15 protein-coding genes and 1 pseudogene are annotated in these 17,540 nt (G+C 71.8%); 7 read left to right on the top strand and 9 right to left on the bottom strand.

From position 1 onward, the window contains the following. Positions 1-16 precede the first annotated feature (16 nt). Complete coding sequence (locus ACWD26_RS21975) at positions 17-1,396, top strand: 8-oxoguanine deaminase (protein ID WP_451272503.1); 1,380 nt, start codon at positions 17-19, stop codon at positions 1,394-1,396. Positions 1,397-1,591: 195 nt separating this feature from the next. On the opposite strand, the gene ACWD26_RS21970 is transcribed toward ACWD26_RS21975, so the two are convergent. Beyond that, complete coding sequence (locus tag ACWD26_RS21970) at positions 1,592-3,790, bottom strand: alpha-N-acetylglucosaminidase (protein WP_451272501.1); 2,199 nt, start codon at positions 3,788-3,790, stop codon at positions 1,592-1,594. Between the two features lie 344 nt (positions 3,791-4,134). Between ACWD26_RS21970 and ACWD26_RS21965 the strand changes: the two genes are divergently transcribed. Continuing rightward, positions 4,135-5,823 carry a peroxidase family protein gene (locus ACWD26_RS21965; protein ID WP_451272499.1) on the top strand — a complete coding sequence of 563 codons (1,689 nt, stop codon included), beginning with the start codon at positions 4,135-4,137 and terminating at the stop codon, positions 5,821-5,823. A gap of 111 nt (positions 5,824-5,934) precedes the next feature. Here ACWD26_RS21965 and ACWD26_RS21960 read toward each other — a convergent pair whose 3' ends face one another. From ACWD26_RS21960 to ACWD26_RS21940, 5 genes are all read right to left on the bottom strand, one after another. Further along, entirely contained in the window at positions 5,935-6,357 is a 423-nt protein-coding gene (locus ACWD26_RS21960; RefSeq protein ID WP_451272497.1) for an acyl-CoA thioesterase, read from the bottom strand. A gap of 73 nt (positions 6,358-6,430) precedes the next feature. Beyond that, positions 6,431-7,114, bottom strand: a complete 684-nt coding sequence (locus ACWD26_RS21955) for a hypothetical protein (RefSeq protein WP_451272495.1) — start codon at positions 7,112-7,114, stop codon at positions 6,431-6,433. Positions 7,115-7,161: 47 nt separating this feature from the next. After that, positions 7,162-7,761: a histidine phosphatase family protein gene (locus ACWD26_RS21950; RefSeq protein WP_451272493.1), complete on the bottom strand. Its 600-nt coding sequence runs from the start codon at positions 7,759-7,761 to the stop codon at positions 7,162-7,164. Between the two features lie 3 nt (positions 7,762-7,764). Beyond that, positions 7,765-8,298, bottom strand: a complete 534-nt coding sequence (locus tag ACWD26_RS21945) for a hypothetical protein (RefSeq protein WP_451272491.1) — start codon at positions 8,296-8,298, stop codon at positions 7,765-7,767. 49 nt (positions 8,299-8,347) lie between these two features. Next, positions 8,348-9,556 (bottom strand): pyridoxal phosphate-dependent aminotransferase, encoded by a 1,209-nt coding sequence (locus tag ACWD26_RS21940; protein ID WP_451272489.1) that lies wholly within the window; start codon positions 9,554-9,556, stop codon positions 8,348-8,350. 85 nt (positions 9,557-9,641) lie between these two features. On the opposite strand from ACWD26_RS21940, the gene ACWD26_RS21935 reads away from it, so the two are divergent. Beyond that, positions 9,642-10,274, top strand: coding sequence for a winged helix-turn-helix transcriptional regulator (locus tag ACWD26_RS21935; protein WP_451272487.1), 633 nt, complete (start codon positions 9,642-9,644; stop codon positions 10,272-10,274). A 275-nt stretch (positions 10,275-10,549) separates the two neighbouring features. Here the strand turns inward: ACWD26_RS21935 and ACWD26_RS21930 are convergent, their stop codons facing one another. The 3 genes from ACWD26_RS21930 to ACWD26_RS21920 all read right to left on the bottom strand — a co-directional run bounded on the left by ACWD26_RS21930 (position 10,550) and on the right by ACWD26_RS21920 (position 14,298). Further along, entirely contained in the window at positions 10,550-11,359 is an 810-nt protein-coding gene (locus ACWD26_RS21930) for a hypothetical protein (protein WP_451272485.1), read from the bottom strand. Further along, complete coding sequence (locus ACWD26_RS21925; RefSeq protein WP_451272483.1) at positions 11,359-12,636, bottom strand: VWA domain-containing protein; 1,278 nt, start codon at positions 12,634-12,636, stop codon at positions 11,359-11,361. The genes ACWD26_RS21930 and ACWD26_RS21925 overlap by 1 nt, the downstream gene beginning before the upstream one ends. A gap of 144 nt (positions 12,637-12,780) precedes the next feature. Further along, entirely contained in the window at positions 12,781-14,298 is a 1,518-nt protein-coding gene (locus tag ACWD26_RS21920; protein WP_451272481.1) for an IucA/IucC family protein, read from the bottom strand. 317 nt (positions 14,299-14,615) lie between these two features. Here ACWD26_RS21920 and ACWD26_RS21915 point away from each other — a divergent pair, with 317 nt between their 5' ends. The 4 genes and pseudogenes from ACWD26_RS21915 to ACWD26_RS21900 form a co-directional block, all read left to right on the top strand. Then, complete coding sequence (locus ACWD26_RS21915; protein ID WP_451272479.1) at positions 14,616-16,214, top strand: IucA/IucC family protein; 1,599 nt, start codon at positions 14,616-14,618, stop codon at positions 16,212-16,214. A 120-nt stretch (positions 16,215-16,334) separates the two neighbouring features. Beyond that, entirely contained in the window at positions 16,335-16,979 is a 645-nt protein-coding gene (locus tag ACWD26_RS21910; protein ID WP_451272477.1) for an AAA family ATPase, read from the top strand. Then, complete coding sequence (locus tag ACWD26_RS21905; protein WP_451272475.1) at positions 16,874-17,266, top strand: hypothetical protein; 393 nt, start codon at positions 16,874-16,876, stop codon at positions 17,264-17,266. The genes ACWD26_RS21910 and ACWD26_RS21905 overlap by 106 nt, the downstream gene beginning before the upstream one ends. A gap of 13 nt (positions 17,267-17,279) precedes the next feature. Beyond that, positions 17,280-17,389: pseudogene (locus ACWD26_RS21900) on the top strand (zinc-binding dehydrogenase); the annotation flags it as partial. Positions 17,390-17,540: the final 151 nt, after the last annotated feature.

Raw genomic sequence — 17,540 nt, 5'->3', positions numbered from 1 at the left:
TTCTGAAGGACGAACCATGTCAGCAACCCAGCGCCTCGTCATCGAGAACGCGGCGATCGCGACCGTGGACGCGCGTGACACCGAGTACACGTCCGGTCATGTGGTGGTGGCGGACGACGTCATCGAGTCGGTCGGCGAGGGCCGCGCCCCCGAGGGCCTGACGGACGTCGTACGCAGGATCGACGCGACCGGGCACCTGGTGACCCCCGGACTGGTCAACACCCACCACCACTTCTACCAGTGGATCACCCGGGGCCTCGCCACCGACCACAACCTCTTCAACTGGCTGGTCGCGCTCTATCCGACCTGGGCGCGCATCGACGAGCGCATGACGTACGCGGCCGCGCAGGGCTCGCTCGGCATGATGGCCCGTGGCGGGGTGACGACCGCGATGGACCACCACTACGTCTTCCCGAAGGGCTCCGGCGACCTCTCGGGCTCCATCATCCGGGCGGCGCGCGAGATGGGCGTCCGCTTCACGCTCGCCCGTGGCTCGATGGACCGCAGCGAGAAGGACGGCGGTCTGCCCCCGGACTTCGCCGTCGAGACCCTGGAGGGCGCCCTCGCCGCCACCGAGGAGACCGTGGAGAAGCACCACGACGCCTCCTTCGGCGCGATGACCCAGGTAGCCGTCGCCCCCTGCTCACCCTTCTCGGTCTCCACCGAACTGCTCCGCGAGGGCGCCGAGTTGGCCCGCCGCCTCGGCGTACGGCTGCACACCCACGGCTCGGAGACGGTCGAGGAGGAGAAGTTCTGCCACGAGCTGTTCGGCATGGGCCCGACCGACTACTTCGAGTCGACGGGCTGGCTCGGCGAGGACGTGTGGATGGCCCACTGCGTCCACATGAACGACTCCGACATCGACGCCTTCGCCCGTACGAGGACGGGGGTCGCCCACTGCCCGTCCTCCAACGCCCGGCTGGCAGCGGGCATCGCGCGGGTCCCGGACATGCTGGCGGCCGGCGTCCCGGTCGGCCTCGGCGTCGACGGCACCGCGTCCAACGAGTCCGGCGAACTCCACACCGAGCTGCGCAACGCGCTCCTCATCAACCGCCTCGGCGCCCACCGCGAAGCGGCGCTGAACGCCCGTCAGGCACTCCGGCTGGGCACGCACGGAGGTGCCCAAGTCCTCGGCCGGGCAAGCGAGATCGGTTCCCTGGAGCCCGGGAAACTCGCCGACCTCGTCCTCTGGAAGCTCGACACCCTCGCCCACGCCTCGATCGCCGACCCGGTGACCGCCCTGGTCTTCGGCGCGGCGGCCCCGGTGACGGCGTCGTTCGTGAACGGCCGGCAGATCGTGGAGCACGGCCGTCTGCTGCACGTCGACGAGGACGCGATCGCCCGCTCGACGAGGGAAGAGGCCCAGCGGCTGGCGCGGATCGCCGCCGAAGCGTGACCCGCTGAACTCTGGTCGAGGGGGACGGCCCTCGACCAGAGCCGTGCCGGCGAGGCCCACGGCAGCCGTCCCCGGGCGCGCACGAGCGTGCGCGCCCCGGAACGGTGCCCGGTCACCTCCCAGCCCAGCGAGGAGTTCTCCGCGCTGGACACCAGCGGCATGGAGTGAGGGTGCCGTGGCAGTGGGCTCTCTCCGTCAGGAGAGCGCTGTGAGCCGGTCCCGGACCTGGGTGGCGACCGCGTACGTGTCCCCGGTCGGCTCGGTCGCGAGCGGCCCCGGATCACGCGTCCAGCGGTCCTCCAGGGCGAACCAGTCGATCTTCTTCGGCGCCCGGCCCTCCGCCAGCGCCGCCCTCAGCTCCTCGAAGTACGTCGACCAGCGCAGCCGGTACAGCCCGCCGACCAGCCCCGCCCACTCCCGGTTGGCGTAGTCCCGCAGCCCCGCGTCCGCTCCTTCCCGCGTCCCCCACACGGTCAGCAGCGACAGATTGTCGTACGCCAGCTCCGTCCGCTCGGCGGCACTCGCACCCCAGGAACGGGCATCGGCGACCCAACGCCCCAGCAGATGACGGGAGTCGGTGGCCACCAGCTTGTCCAGCAGATCCATGAGCGCGAGCCAGTCGCCGCTCAGCCGGTCGAAGCGGGCCTTGTCACCGGCGTCGTACGCGGCCTTGATCTGCGGCAGCAGGACCCGGCTGCGGTTGGAGAGGGCCTGGCGGGCCACATCGAGGAGATCGCGCCGGTACGCCGACGAGACCCGCAACTCGGCCCGCACCTTGAGCATTTCACCGAGCGCGGGCTCGAAGTCGGCCGCACTGTAGCGGAGCTGCTTCGGCGACCAGCGGCCGGCCCGGACGACGTTCAGCGCGGGGCGGGCGCCGAAGAGGCCGTCGGCGCCCTCGCTCCACTGGTCGGCGCGGGTGGTGCCGTACACGGTGCGGCGCAGGATGTCCCAGGCGGCCTCGGCGTGCGGATCACGGGCACCGTACCGGGCGTGCGCCCACTCGGCGAACCACTTCTGGAGGTCCAACTCGCCTTCCCTCCAGGCGAGTTCGGAGAACAGGGTGAAGGCGGCCGGGTTGTTGTCCGCCGCCTCCGGCATCAGGGCGATCCCGTGCAGCTTGCTGCCGTCCTTGGTGCGCCACTTCTCGTACAGCTCGGCCCAGTCGGGGGTGTTCGCGCCGAGCACGGTGTGGCCGCCGAAGTTCCAGATCGAGCCGAAGGCGTACGGCGTGTCGCCCCAGTCGGCCTCGCGGTCGGTGACCGTGGTGAAGCGATCGGAGAGGCCGTCGACGACGAGCATGTGCTGCTTGTCGACGGCGTCGACGATCGCCCGCGGCGGATTGTGCTGCCAGCCCAGAATCACCCAGGTGGCCGCCTGGTGAGCCCGTCGCAGCGCCCGCTCGACGCCCTTCGCCGCGTCGGCGACGGGCACGTCACCCGGGTCGCCGCCCTCGTGCAGCAGGTCCATCTTGTACAGCGTCGAGGCACCGAACATCTCGTCCTGCACCCGGTAGAAGGCCGCCGCCACCCGGGCGAACTCGGCGGTGCGCGGGTCCAGCCAGTCGGGGCGCGCGAAGCCCATCCAGTTCCCCTGCGGCACGGTCCGCGCACCCGGGACACGCTCCGCGAAACCGGCCGGGACCGTCCCGAAGTAGCCGGGGAACACCGGCGTCATGCCCAGCTCACGCACCCGGTCCGCGATCCGCCGGCCGAGGGCGGCCCGGGCCTCCAGGAGCTGCCGGGAGACGGGGGAGGGGAAGGCGGACAGGTTCTGCAGCAGCCACCACGGCTGGTGGGCCGGGCCCGGGACCCACTGCCGCAGCTCCTCCTCCGTGTACCCGAACTCCTGGAACACCCGGTGGTACAGCGCGTCCGCGCCCGCGTAGACGAGAACCTCGTTGTAGCCGTGCAGCGCCAGTACGTCCAGCTCGCGCTCCCAGTACGCCCAGTCGAGGTACGCGCCCGTGTAGCCGTCGTTGGTGTCGTTGAGGGCGAAGCGGTGGGGGACGTTCGCCCGGCGGGTGACCGCGCTGTCGAGGCCCGGCAGCTCGCGCGGCAGGAGGTCGGTCTGCTCGCCGGCCCAGTTGATGTCGGCGTAGGCGATGTGCTTCAAGTACCAGTTGAGGCCGGTGAGTTGGGTGGCAGGGGTGTCACCGGCGACGGTGAGGCGGCCGGTGCTCCCCGAGACCCGGAAGGTGTCCCGCTCCTGCCCTTCCGCGAACGTGATCTGCTGCCAGTGGCGGGGCAGCAGCCGACGGGCGGCCGCCGCGGCCGTCAGCAGTGCCTTGTCGGCGCGGGGCGCGTCGTCCGAGGGCGTCGCGCGGGCCGAGGTGCAGGCGACGGCGGAACCGGCGGCGAGGGCGGTGAGGAGGGCACGGCGGGCGAGCGGCATGGGATCTCCGGGTGCGGTGGGGGGTGTGCCGTGGGAGGAATACCCGCCGAGACCACACTTGTGCGCGGACACAGGGCCACACGGGGGAGAACCCGGCATGAACGGCTCCTTCCGCTCGACCGGCCGCCGGGGGCTCGTGCGACGCCGGGCGTCGGCGCGGGTCTACGTCAATATGAGTAGATTTCCCCGCCCAGGAACCGCCCGCCGTGCGCGACACGTTGTCGGTAAACAAGGATTTATCCGAATGATCGCTTCGCGTCCGGTGGGGGCCGGTGCATACGGGGAGAACCGGTAAGTCCGGTTGTGACCGTTCGTGGGGCGCTGGGGGAAGAACGGGGACACACATGGTGCATCGACACCATCGCGAGACCTACTACGTCGTCGACGAGGGCCGGATCCTGGAGTTCGAGAAAGGGGAGACGATCTCGCGCGTACCGAGCGCGACGGAGCAGCAGATGGCCTTCCGCTTCTCCCGGTTCGGCGAGAAGGGAGTCCAGCTCGACGAGACACTGCGCGGCAAGCTGGCCGAGGCCATGACCACGGGCACCGGCGGCGGCGACCCCGACTCGGGGGAGCCCGGGACGCCGGTCCCGGCCGGGTTCACGTACCTCGGGCAGTTCGTCGACCACGACCTGACACTGGACCGCACCCAGGTGGGACTGGGGGAACCGGTCCCCGTCGAGGACCTGGCGCAGGGGCGCAGCCCCGCCCTCGACCTGGACTCGCTCTACGGCATGGGCCCGCGCCACGCGAGCAGCGCCCGCTTCTACGAGTCCGGCGGGCGCCTCAAGACGGGCACGACGCTCGGCGTGGGCTTCCCGCCCGAGTCGCCGTCCAACATCGACCACGAGGGCTTCGACCTGCCGAGGGCCGGCGAGGCGGCCGGCGGCACCAAGGCGGACAAGCGCGCCCCGCTCATCCCGGACGCGCGCAACGACGAGAACCTGGCCGTCGGCCAGCTCCACCTGGCGTTCATCCGCTTCCACAACCGCGTGGTCGACCACCTCGCCGACCGTGGCGTGCCCGAGCACCGGCTGTTCCACGCGGCCCGGGACATCGTCGTCAAGCACTACCAGTGGATGCTGCGCACCGACTTCCTGCCGCGCATCGTCGACCCGGACATCGTCGAGCGGGTCTTCACCCGAGGGCGCAAGCACTTCGAGCGGCCCGGGTACACCCGCCCCGGCGACTTCCCGACGATGCCCATCGAGTTCTCGGTGGCCGCCTACCGCCTCGGGCACAGCATGGTGCGCGGTGCCTACCAGTGGAACAGCGTGTTCCGCGCGGGCGGTCCCGGCCCGATCGCCTCGCTGGGCCTGCTGTTCCGGTTCAGCGGTACGGCGGGCAACCTCACGCCCGGCCCGGACGACCTCAGCGACCTCGACGACCCGAACTCCGGCGAGTTCCTGCGGCTGCCCAGCAACTGGATCGTCGACTTCCGCCGGCTGTTCGACTTCGGTGAGATCGGCCGGGACGACCTGGTCGTGCCCGAGGGCGAGTTCAATGTGACCAAGCGTCTCGACACCCTGCTGGTCGACCCGCTGGCCACACTGCCCACCGGCACCTTCGACGGTCGTGGCCTCCCGGCCCCGCCGCCGATCCAGCGCAACCTCGCCTTCCGCAACCTCACGCGGGCCGCGATGGTCGAGCTGGCCACCGGGCCTCAGCTGGCCGCCCAGATGGGCTTCAAGCCGCTGACGGAGGACCAGATCCTGCGGGGCAACGGCGGTGCCGTCCTCGACGGTCTCTCCGACACCGAGCGCGCCCAGCTCGTGGAGCACACCCCGCTGTGGTTCTACGTCCTGCGCGAGGCCGAGGTGAACGAAGCGCACCCCGGCAGCCTCACCGGGGTCGGCGGCACCCTCGTCGCCGAGGTCTTCCACCGGGCGATGGAGGGCAGCCGGAGGTCGATCGTGAAGCACCCGGGCTGGCGCCCGAGCCTCCCGTCCCACCGCAAGGGCCGGTTCACGATGACGGACCTGCTGCTCTTCGCCTTCGAGAACGACCCGGCGCTGCTCAACCCGCTGGGCTGAGCGGTACGGCCGTCCGGCGCGGCCTGACGCCGTGACGCGGCCCCGTCGGCCGGACCGTGGACCCACGCCCGCGGCCGGCCGACGGGCCCTGGTCGACGGGGCCCGTCGACCTCAGAGTCCGAAGAGCGTCGGGTCCGCCGCCAGTGCCCGGAAGTACTCCCGAGGGTCGGCCACCAGCTTGCGGAGCTTCAGGTCCATCAGCCCGCCGACGCCGGTGATCTCGGCCGCCACGGTGCCGTCCGTCCTGCGTATGGTCTGCTCGATCCGGAACGTCTTGCCCTCACCCCACACGAACAGGCACGTCACCTCGACCTCGTCGCCCGCGAGCAGCTCCCGCCGATAACTGATCGTCGTCTCCAGCGCCACGGGCCCGACCCCCTTGGCCATCAGGTCGGCCTGACGTATCCCGGCCGCCTGCAGCAGCGACCATCGCGCATGCTCGCCGTACTGGAGGTACACACTCTGGTTCAGGTGACCCTGCACATCGGTCTCGTACCCCCGCACGGTCACCGGAACGGAAAACGGCTCGGCCATGACTTCCCCCTACCTGAGGCGAACGGAACGCACACAGCTTACTGAGCGCTTGCTCAGGAGCTCTGCTCGGTCTCTAGGCCCGTCTCGGCGAGGCCAGCAGATACCGCTGCCGCGTACGCGGATCCGTGTGCTCGCCGACCTGCCAGCCGGCCCTCTCCAACGTCGCGGCACAGGCCCGCAGCGCCTCGGCGTCCGGCTCGCGCACGGCGACGGCCTCCGGCTGGGGAGTGGCCCTGACGCGGTAGCCGCCGCCTCCCCGCGCCGTAGCCGTAGCCGCAGCCGTGCCCGTATCGGTGGTCGCCCCCGCCGGGCGGTGTCCCGCGGCCTCCAGGGCCAGTGCGGCGGCCTGCACCAGGTGGCTCCTTTCCCAACCGCACGGACGGTCCATGTCACCGCCCGGATTGGTCATCCGGCGCAGCTCCAGGAGCCCCTGCCAGGCACTGTGCACCTCACGTACGCGCCCCGGCCCGGTCTCGGCGGCCTCCTCACCGCCGACCCGCGCGGCGAAGACCCCTGTCCCGGCGGGGACGGAGGCCGGGACGGCCGCTTCCGGGACCTTCTCGGCGACCTCGGCCGTCTCCCGTACGCGATGCCCGGCCGGTGTCAGGAAGTGATCGTGCGGCGGGCGCGGATGCCGGAAGGCCAGCCCCCGCTTCACCAGCGCCGCGAGCTGTGCCTCCGTACCCGTCAGCCGCCCGGTCACGGGCTCGGCGGCGTCGATGATCCGCCGCTGGGCGGCGGTCGGCGGTCGTGTCACGGCACCCTCCCTCACCCGAGCCGGCCGTGGGGCAATCCACACGCAGACTACGAGGAGGGTCTGACATTCCACCCCGCGACCACCGGACGCCCGTGCTCCGTACCGAGTCGGCAGACCGTGCCCGTGGCCAGCTGGAACAGCGCCCCGCCCGACGCGGGCAGTCCCAGGTAGCGGGCGGTCAGGACCCGCAGGAAATGCCCGTGGGCCACCAGCACCACGCACCCGTCCGTGTTCCCCAGCGCCGCGTGCACCCTCGCCAGCACGCGGTCGGCGCGCGCCCCGACCTCCTCCGGGCTCTCCCCGGGGTGCTCCGGTGACCCGGGCGCGACGCCGTCGGTGAACAGGAACCAGTCCGGCCGGGTGCGATGGATCTCGACGGTCGTGACCCCCTCGTACGCGCCGTAGTCCCACTCGACGAGGTCCGCGTCGACGCGCGCCCCGCCGAGTCCGGCCAGTTCGGCCGTCTCCCGGGCCCGCTTCATCGGGCTGACGAACACGGCGCCGATGCGGTGCGAACCGAGCAGCGGGGCGAGACCACGTGCCTGCTCACGGCCGTTGTCCGTCAGCGAGATGTCGGTCCAGCTGGTGTGCTGCCCGGACGCCGACCACTCGGTCTCACCGTGCCGCACGAGAAGAAGATCACCCATGACTCAAAGGGTACGAGCCCATCGCTCCAACTCCCTGAACTCCTCCTCCCGCAGGCCCCGGCGCGGATCGATGCGCATGAGCAGTGCCGCCGTGTCGTGGTGCTCGGCCACATGCCGTACGTCCAGATCGGTGATCATGTCGTCGACCCAGACGAACGGCCGTCCCGCCGCCCACTCCAGGACCCGCCGGGTCTTCCAGTACAGCCCGTCCGCGTCCTTGGCGAAGAGGTTGCCGAACTCGATGACCGGCAGATCGCGCGGCAGCCCGATCACCGGCCCGATCATCTCGTTCGCTTCGTGCATCCAGGTCGTGGCCCACGCCAACTCGTAGGGCAGCGCGAGCAGTCGCTCGCCATGCGCCGGATTGAGCCGGATCCGCAGGCCCCGGCGCAGCCGCCGGGACCCCGGTTTCTGCCGGGCCGACCAGTTCGAGGGGTGCACCCGGCAGGTCACGTACCCACGTGGACGCCATAACCGGGCACCGAACGGGTTGAGGGGACCGTCGACGTCGAGGAGGAGCAGCGGGCGGTCAGTCATGGAGGAGGAATACCCACCACCTCTGCGCCTCGATGCCGACCGCCGCCGGCTACTGCCGGTACCCGCTCAGGAACCGGCCGATCCGGCTGATCGCCGCGTCCAGGTCGTCGGCGTGGGGGAGGGTGAGGATGCGGAAGTGGTCGGGGGTGGGCCAGTTGAAGCCGGTGCCCTGGACTACCTGGATCTTCTCCCTCAGGAGGAGGTCCAGGACGAACTTCTCGTCGTCGTGGATCTTGTGGACCTTGGGGTCGAGCCGGGGGAAGGCGTACAGGGCGCCCTTGGGCTTCACGCAGGAGACGCCGGGGATCTCGTTGAGCTTCTCCCAGACCACGTTGCGCTGTTCGTGGAGGCGGCCGCCCGGGGTGGTGAGGTCGGTGATGGACTGGCGGCCGCCGAGCGCGGCCTGGATGGCGTACTGGGCGGGCGCGTTGGCGCACAGCCGCATGGAGGCCAGCATCGTCAGGCCCTCCAGGTAGTTGCGGGCGTGCTGCTTGGGGCCGGTGACGACCAGCCAGCCGGAGCGGAAGCCCGCCACGCGGTACGTCTTGGACAGCCCGCAGAAGGTGAGGACGACCAGGTCGGGGGCGAGCGCGGCGGCCGAGTGGTGGACGGCGTCGTCGTACAGGATCTGGTCGTAGATCTCGTCGGCGAAGACCATCAGGCCGTGGCGGCGGGCGAGGTCGAGGATGCCCTCGATGATCTCCTTCGGGTAGACCGCGCCGGTGGGGTTGTTCGGGTTGATGATGACGACGGCCTTGGTGCGGTCGGTGATCTTCGACGCCATGTCGTCGAGGTCCGGGTACCAGTCGGCCTGTTCGTCGCAGAGGTAGTGGACCGCCTTGCCGCCGGCGAGGGTGGTCACCGCCGTCCAGAGGGGGAAGTCGGGGGCGGGGATCAGGATCTCGTCGCCGTCCTCGATCAGCGCCTGTACGGCCATGGAGACCAGCTCGGAGACGCCGTTGCCGAGGAAGACGTCGTCCACGTCGACGTCGAGGCCCCGGTCCTGGTAGCGCTGGGCGACCGCGCGGCGGGCCGAGAGAACGCCGCGCGAGTCCGTGTAGCCGTGGGCCTGCGGGAGCATCCGGATCATGTCCTGGATGATCTCCTCCGGCGCCTCGAAGCCGAAGAGGGCGGGATTGCCGGTGTTGAGGCGCAGCACGCTGTGGCCCGCCTCCTCCAGTGCGTTGGCGTGCTCGATCACGGGGCCGCGGATCTCGTAACAGACCTCGCTGAGCTTGCTCGACTGCCGGAACTCCATGCGCTCTCGCCCTCCGGTTGTTGTGTTGCTTGGTTTTACCAAGTAGGCGCTTGGAAAGTCCAACGACATGTCTAGACTGCGTTCCATGTCACCTCGCCGAAGCTACGACCAGTACTGTTCCGCCGCCCGGGCGCTCGACCTCGTCGGTGACCGCTGGACCCTGCTGATCGTGCGCGAACTGCTGGCTGGGCCGCGCCGCTACACGGACCTGCACGCGGATCTGCCGGGCGTCAGCACGGACGTCCTCGCGTCGCGGCTGAAGGACATGGAGCGGGACGGGTTGTCGACGCGGCGCCGGCTGCCGCCGCCGGGGGCGGCGTACGTGTACGAACTCACGCTGCGGGGGCGGGAGTTGCTGCCCGTGCTGCAGGCGTTGGGGGCGTGGGGGGAGGCGGCGCTCGGGGAGCGTCGGGCCACGGACGCGGTACGGGCGCACTGGTTCGCGTTGCCGTTGTTGCGGGGGCTGCACGGGGTGAGTTCGGGGCTCGTCGAAGTCCGGCTGGAGGAAGGGGAGTTCCATCTCCGGGTCGGTTCCGAGGAGGGTCCGCTGTACGGGGACGGGCCTGCCCCCGAGGAGCCGGACGCGCGGCTTTCGTTCGACACGGAGACCTGCGGTGCGCTGGGGCGGGGGGAGCTGAGCTTGGCGGAGGCCGTTCGGGTGGGGCGGGTCGAGGTGGTGGGGGAGGGGGCGCTGGCCAAGGAGTTGCGGGAGGGGTGAGGGCGGGGAGGGGGGTGGGGTGTGCGGCCGGTTCTCGGGCCGCGGGTGGGTTGTGGCTGGTCGCGCAGTTCCCCGCGCCCCTGAAAAGCAGGGGCTGCGCCCCGTGCTTTTCGGCCCCGCAGGGCCAGGCCCTTCAGGCCCGCCGGGCCTGGTCTTTCAGGGGGGGCGGGGAACTGCGCGACCGGCCCCCACCGGCCTGCGGATGAAAGTCGGAGCGGCGGGGCCCAGCGCAAGGCCCGCCGAGCCGGCTGGCTCGGCGGGCCGTTGACGAGAAGTCAGGCGCCAGGTGGTGGCACCCTCGCCGGGCGGCCCGAGCCGCGGGTCAGGGAGTACCCCCCGATGCCCGCCAGCGCGGCCAGCACCGCTCCCAGCGCCGTCCATACCCAGCGGTCGCTCCACCAGCCGGAGGCCCAGCCGTCGTCGGGTTCGAGGGAGGAGAGGACGGCCTCGGTCGAGGACTCCTCGTCGTCCTGCTGGGAGGTGACGGCGATGCCCGGGACCAACGGCTGCGCCAACGAGCCGTCGACGGCCGCGGAGCCGCCGATGTCCTTGGAGTCGACCTTGACCTCGGTGCTGACGGGCAGACCCAGATCGGCCGTGGCCAGCCGGGTCGTGGTCAGGCGGACGTAGTACGTGCCCGGCAGCGGGTCGTCGGCCCACTGCTCCGACCAGGCGCGCACCGTGCGCAGGGTGCAGGACAGCTCGACCGAGGTGGCCTCCGCCCCGGCGGTCCGGGTCTGCGCGCCGTACTGACAGGCCTGACGGCGCCGCAGTCCGTCGTACACGTCGACCTGCCAGGTGGAGGAGGACTGGGCACCCTCAGGCAGCTTGACGCTCGCCCGTACGGTGGGCCGCTGCCCGGCGTCGGCCGGGAACGACCAGTACAGGTAGTCGCCGGTCGAGGCGCCGGCCGTCGCCGTCTGCCCCTGCTCGAACTCCGTGGCCGTACGGAAGGAGGTGCCCGCCTCCGTGGGCGCGTCACCGTCCTCAGCGGCGCTCGCCGAGGGGGTCGCGTCGGCCACGGCCGGCGACACGGCCAGGCCCAGCATGAGCAAGGCCGCGCCCAACACACGTGTGATCCGCATCAGTTGGTCCTCCAGACCGCGACCCGCCAGCGCGACAGCCAGCCCCACAGCACACCCGCCAGGAATCCGACGAGCACCAGCACACCGAGCAGCCACCAGCCGCGGCCGAGGCCGAAGGAGGCCACGTCACTCGCCTGGTCGGGACCGTCCACGACATCGACGGTGATCTCCAGTGGCAGACCGGGCGTCGTCTTCACGCCGCTCGCCGGCGAGTAGGAGTGCGTCACCTGGAGACACACGGTCTCGGCGACGTCCTCGCCCGCTGAGTCGTCCTCGTCCTCGGCCTCCGCCTCCGGATGGCGCAGACCGGTCGAGATGACGTCGGTACGGCCGTTGCCGGCGGCCTCGCCGCGTACGATCTCGCGGTTCTTGGTCGTCACCGCGCGCAGCAGCACGCCGTAGTCCGGGTTGACATCGCGGTCCGCCGCGACGCTCACCGAGGCACGCAGTTCCTGACCCGGCCTCACATCGACGCGGTACCAGCGCTGCTGGCCGAACTCCTCGCGGTCGGTGTACAGACCCGACGTCAGCGTGGGCGCCTCCGCGCACGCCTCGGCGCCCTCGACGGCCTTCGGCACGACCACGGGGTCGGCGGCGCGGTCGACCAACTGGTTGACCCGGTCGGTGAGTTCGTCGCGGTGCTCGATCGAGGTGTACGTGCCGCCGGTCGCCTCGGCGATACAGCTCAGCTGCAGCCGCATCTTGGCGTTCGGGACCAGGCCGAGCGTGTCGATGGTCAGGCCGATGCCCTTCGCCGCGATCTCACGGGCCACCTCGCACGGGTCGAGCGGGGCGCAGGTGTCCTCGCCGTCGCTGATGAGCACGATCCGCTTGGTGCCCTCGCCGCCCTCCAGGTCGTCGGCCGCCTTCAGCAGCGCGGGACCGATCGGGGTCCAGCCGGTCGGCGTGAGCGTCGCCACCGCGGTCTTCGCCTCGGTGCGGTCCAGCGGTCCCACCGGATAGAGCTGCGCGGTGTCCTTGCAGCCCGTCTTCCGGTCGTCGCCCGGGTAGTCGGCGCCCAGGGTGCGGATGCCGAGCTGGACCTCCTCCGGCGTGGCGTCCAGCACCTCGTTGAACGCCTGCTTCGCCGCGGCCATGCGGGACTGGCCGTCGATGTCCTTCGCCCGCATCGAACCGCTGACGTCCAGCAGGAGGTTGACCTTGGGCGCGGTGGCCGTGGTCTCGTCGGCGACGGCCGTGGACGGGACCGCGATCCCGGCCGTCAGGGCGGCGAGCAGGGCGAACACCCCTGCTGCCAGCCGTTGTCTTGTGATCATCGGCGGATCCTATTGATCCAAGGGGCCACGCTTCAAAACGAGACCGGCTGTTCACCAGGTGGACAACGGCCTCGGTCCTGGCGGACAGCGGCCCCCGGCCCGGTGGCCCGGCAGACAGCGGCCCCGCCCCATCGACGTCGCCGCTCACCGCAGCGGACTCGGTAGCTCCGCCCAGATGTCGCCGGGGCGCTCCGGCGAAAGTCGCATCAGCGTCAACGCCTTCGTCGGTACGGGCCCCTCCAGTAGGGTGCCCAGATCGGGGGTACGCGGCAGATCCCGTACGGCGGTGGAGAGCGCCTCGCGCAGTACGGGCGTCGAACCGGCCGTGGCCCCGAGCGTGCCCGTGATCAGGGCGCCGAACAGCTTGCGGCGCAGCGTGGTCTCGTCGTCCGTGATGATCCGGCCGCTCATCGCCGGGGCGGGGACGCCGTGCCGGGCGAGGCGCGCCGGGCTGACCCGGATGTCCGCGAGGTCGCGGTAGACGAGGCGGCGAGGGGCACCCGACGGGGACAGGACCACCAGGAGGTTCTGACCGTGCGCCTCCAGGGCCACGCCCAGGTCGAGCAGCCGGAGGCAGACCGTGAGCCCGAGCCGGCTGAAGTCCGCCAGCCACGAGGGCGACCGGGGCAGCTCGGTCTCCGCGAGCGCCGCCACCGGCACGACCCGCTCGCCGGTCGCCGTGTCCGCGTACGTCTCCGGCGACTCCCGCAGCACCGCCGCCAGGTCCGGCGAACCGGCGGTGACCGCGCCGAGCGTACGGGTCACGTGCAGCAGCCCGTCCGTGCGGGAGGCGACCTCCGCCATGAAGTCCGAGACGATCGCCGACGTCTCGATCGAGTAGACCGAGATGTCCCGCACGGAGGACGTCAGCCGGGCGCTCAACGCGGTCTTGACGTGCGGCCCGCCGTCCGCGAGGGCCAGGGTGCGCAGGGACATCAGCGGACGGGCATCGATGACCTCCCCCGGGGCGCACTTGAGCACATGGGCCGCCTGCCAGGGATGCACCGGCACCAGCACCCGCCCGTCGTCCCGGAACCGCTCCGGCCACTCCCCGACGACCAGCGCGTCCTCCACCGGCGCCAGGCCCAGCCGTACCACCTGCCGGTGCTCCGGCCCGTAGGCCAGTTGGTCGGCCGCCGAAAAGCCGGGTCGGGAGCGGCAGTTGGGGTGGAAGGGATGCCCGTCGACGATCAGCTGCTCCCATTCCCAGCTCGCCCTCGCGGGCACACCCCGCAACGCGGCCACGGACTCCGGCTGATCGGCTCGGGACAGTGCCAACGAGGCGACACTGTTGTCGAGTTCGGCGGCGAAGGCGGCACTGTGGGGTACGGCCAGCTCGGTCATGAGTCGTGCCGGACGGTCGTACGGCCGCTCGTCGAACCACACCTCCTCGACGAGCGCGGCGGTGCCGTACGGGTCCACGGCCGGGCCGTGCAGCCGGCGGCCGTCGGCGAGGTGGAGCGTGATCCCGTCGCCTCCGGCCGCGTCCCGGCGCACCACCCAGGGCAGCGGCTCATGGACGAGGCCACGCCACAGCCGGGACAGTACGGCCGCCCGGGCGCCGGGCAGCGCGCTCGTGTACGGCAGCGTCAGATCGGGGCGTACGGCGCCCAACTCGGCGCCGAGCGCCGCCTCGGCGTCGGACATCGGGTGACGGTCCACGGACGGGCTCCTAGGGTGCGGGACTGCGTCGGACGGGGCGGGGGCGGGGCGGGGTGGGCGGGGCTCGGACTGTGTCGGTCCGGTCCGGTTCGGTGGCCGGTGACCGTCGGTTGTCGGTCGGTGCGGGGCCGCGTCGGGCGCGGTAGGGGCCGGCATCGGCATCGGCGTACCACCACTGCCCGCTCGCCTCCTCCGCGACGCATGTCGGGATCGCGGCGGCACGCCACATGGCCGCTTCGCGCCGAGGCGCGCACGACCGCTTCGCGACGAAGCGTGACGGGCAGACATACTGATCACGAGTGCACCGTATGGAACGAATGGACCCAGTGGACGCCAACCCGCCCCCCGGCGACGCCAACCCGCCCCCCGGCGACGCCAACCCGCCCCCCGGCGACGCCGACCCGTCCCGCGCCGCCGATGCCCACGCCGCCGCGCCGCTGCTCAACTGTCTGCTGCGGGAGGTGGCGGAGCCCGTCGAGGGCGCGTCCGGAGTGCACCGGCTCAAGGCCAGTGGTCGCCTGCTGCGTGTACGCGGCACCCGCCGCCCCACCGACCCCGAGGTCCGTACGGCCGACACCTGGCACCGGCTCACCCACACCGAGCTCGTCAAACTCGCTGCCGAGGAACTCCGCGCCTTCACGGGTCTGTCCAACTCCGAACTGCCCGCCGAGATGCTCGACAGCCGCGAGGCCGTGGCCGCCCTCCTCGCCGCGCGCGCCGAGACACCTGCGCCCGAGGACCCGTACCGGCGGTCCGAACAGTCCCTGATCACCGGGCACCCCTATCACCCCGCCCCCAAGGCCCGCGGCGGTGGCCCGGTCTCGCGCTGGCTGCCGTACGCGCCCGAGGCGTACGCCCACTTCCCGCTGACACTCCTCGGCGTCCGCGAGGACACGGTGGTGGAGGAGGGCGACACCACCGCCCTCGACACCCTCGGCACGGCCCCGCCCGGCTACCGGCTCCTCCCCGCCCACCCGTGGCAACTCGACCTGGTGACGGACGAGTTGGCCGGCGCCTTCGCCGACGGTCGTCTCGTACGGCTGGGCAGTACGGCCGGGGAGGTGTGGCCCACGGCGGCGATCCGGACGGTGTACGTGCCGGGGCGGACCCTCGGCCGGGCAGCCCCGGATGCCCGGTACGCCGACGCGGACCTCTTCCTCAAGTTCAGCCTGGACGTGCGCATCACCAACGACGTACGCCGGCTGTGGCGGCACGACCTGCTCAAGCTGCGCCGGACGGACCGGGCGGTCGCGGAGGCTTTCGCCGAGCTGCCGGGCGCCTGGCTGGGCGACCGCGGCTACCGCACCGCGGACTTCGCCTTCGAGCAGCTGGCGGTACTGGTGCGGGACGGCCTGGGCGGCCATCTGCCCCCCGGTACGACACCCGTCCTCGCCGCCGCCCTCACCGAGGGCCCCGAAGCCTTCCCGGGCAACCCACTGGCCCGCACCGCCGACCCCGAGGCCTGGTGGGAGGCGTATCTGCGTGCGGTGGTGCCTCCGGCTCTCGGCGCCTTCCACGGCCACGGTGTCGTCCTTGAGGCCCACCTGCAGAACACCGTCATCGTCTGCGACGGCGCGGGCACGCCCGTACAGGCCGTGTACCGCGACGCGGAGGGCGTGAAGCTCCTGCCGGACGTGACCCGCGAGGCGGGTTGGGAGCGACTGGTCTACTGCCTGTTCGTCAACAACCTCCTGGAGATCGCGGCAGCCGTGGCCGAACACCACCCGGGGATCGGCCTCTGGCCCGCCGTGCGCCGGGAGCTGGCGCGCCACGCCGACGTACCCGAGGTCGCCGGCCTGCTCGACTCGCCCATGCTGCCGGGCAAGACGAACCTTCTGCTGCGCTGGACGGCGGCGGACGGCGCGGACGCGCGCTATCTGTCCTTGCCCAATCCCCTCCGGCTGACGCCCAGTTGAACCCGCTGATCTCCTGCGTAGAGTTGTGGCGCGGCTGATGACGACGGAACGCGGCGCGACGACGCGGACGACCACGACGGCGGGGACGACCACGACGGTGGCGGGCACACCTACAACACCGTGGGTGGCGGGGCACGCATCGAGAGCCTCGTGCAGGCCAAGTACATCGGGCGGTTGTACATGAGCCAGCCGGAACCGGGGCCGTCCCTCAGGACTCCGCTGCAACTCCAGCCGGAAGGCGCGAACTTCGTGGGCCGCGAGCGGGAGCAGCTGCTGCTCCTGCGGTCGGTGAGCGCCTGGGAGGACGCGGAACGGCCCTTCGTGGCGACACTGCGCGGGCTGGCCGGGGTCGGCAAGACCACGCTGGGGCGCCGCATCGCCCGGCGGCTGCGCGAGCAACTGGCCGAGCGGTACGGGGAAGTGGGCGTTCTCTACGTCGATCTGGAGGAGCACAGGCGGGACGGCGGCGTGGATGTCTCGGACGCTCTCGCCCATCTGCTCCAGGGTTTCGGACTGCGGGGCCGGTGGCTTCCGGCGACGGCAGCCGAACGAGCCGAACACTATCTGGAGTTGACCCGTGACCGCCGTCTCGTCGTGGTCATCGACAATGTGCGGTCCGGGGCGGAGGCGGTGGCCCTGCTGCGCGACTCGAAGAGGGCGTGGCCGTCCTGGCGAGCCACGCACCGCTGTACGACCTGCCGCGCACGGACGCCCTCGACGTACGACTGGCGCCCCTCTCCGGCGAGGAGGCGCTGCGGCTGCTGAGCGAACGGGCGCGCGACGCCCGGTTGGACGAGGACCCGGAGACGGCCCGCCGCCTCGTCGACCTGTGCGGCGGGCTGCCTCTGCTGCTGGAGGCGGGGCACAGCAGCTGCGGCGCCACCCGCTGCGCCGTCTGGTGCGGGTGCTGGACGAGTTCGGCCGGAACCTGCGCGAGGCCGGTTGCCGAGACCTTGGCGCGCGAGATCGCAGAGGAACTCCGGTCCTGGGTCGATACGGCCACGATGGTGCACGTCGGCACCTTCGAGACGCGGAGGGATGACGACGGATGAGCCGAGCCAAGCCACGGTCCGCGTCGTGATCGACAGCGCGTTCGCGCTCGCGGATGCCCGGGCCACGCACGAACGCGCTGCCCGGGACACATCCAGGGCAAGATCGTACTCACGGTCGCTTAGGGGGATCCCCTGCTGCTGCGCCGCAGGGCATCGTTGAGAGGGTCGCGTTCGACGGTCGGTCGCAAGGCGGCATGCCGCTCATGCCACGCCGTCCGCGCCAGGCATGAGCCACCGTCCGCACCGGGCGTGGACCACCATCCGCACCGGCCAT

This window comes from Streptomyces sp. NPDC002787 (assembly GCF_053592095.1).
The sequence above is the reverse complement of the archived record's forward strand: the minus strand, read 5'-3'. Positions and strand labels throughout refer to the sequence as shown.

Bases quoted from the DNA above. Each gene is read 5' to 3' on its own strand.
- ACWD26_RS21930 (WP_451272485.1), bottom strand. From the start codon at position 11,359: ATGCGGATCACACGTGTGTTGGGCGCGGCCTTGCTCATGCTGGGCCTG.
- ACWD26_RS21935 (WP_451272487.1), top strand. From the start codon at position 9,642: ATGTCACCTCGCCGAAGCTACGACCAGTACTGTTCCGCCGCCCGGGCG.
- ACWD26_RS21915 (WP_451272479.1), top strand. From the start codon at position 14,616: ATGGACCCAGTGGACGCCAACCCGCCCCCCGGCGACGCCAACCCGCCC.
- ACWD26_RS21945 (WP_451272491.1), bottom strand. From the start codon at position 8,298: ATGACTGACCGCCCGCTGCTCCTCCTCGACGTCGACGGTCCCCTCAAC.
- ACWD26_RS21970 (WP_451272501.1), bottom strand. From the start codon at position 3,790: ATGCCGCTCGCCCGCCGTGCCCTCCTCACCGCCCTCGCCGCCGGTTCC.
- ACWD26_RS21975 (WP_451272503.1), top strand. From the start codon at position 17: ATGTCAGCAACCCAGCGCCTCGTCATCGAGAACGCGGCGATCGCGACC.
- ACWD26_RS21925 (WP_451272483.1), bottom strand. From the start codon at position 12,636: ATGATCACAAGACAACGGCTGGCAGCAGGGGTGTTCGCCCTGCTCGCC.
- ACWD26_RS21960 (WP_451272497.1), bottom strand. From the start codon at position 6,357: ATGGCCGAGCCGTTTTCCGTTCCGGTGACCGTGCGGGGGTACGAGACC.
- ACWD26_RS21950 (WP_451272493.1), bottom strand. From the start codon at position 7,761: ATGGGTGATCTTCTTCTCGTGCGGCACGGTGAGACCGAGTGGTCGGCG.
- ACWD26_RS21940 (WP_451272489.1), bottom strand. From the start codon at position 9,556: ATGGAGTTCCGGCAGTCGAGCAAGCTCAGCGAGGTCTGTTACGAGATC.
- ACWD26_RS21965 (WP_451272499.1), top strand. From the start codon at position 4,135: ATGGTGCATCGACACCATCGCGAGACCTACTACGTCGTCGACGAGGGC.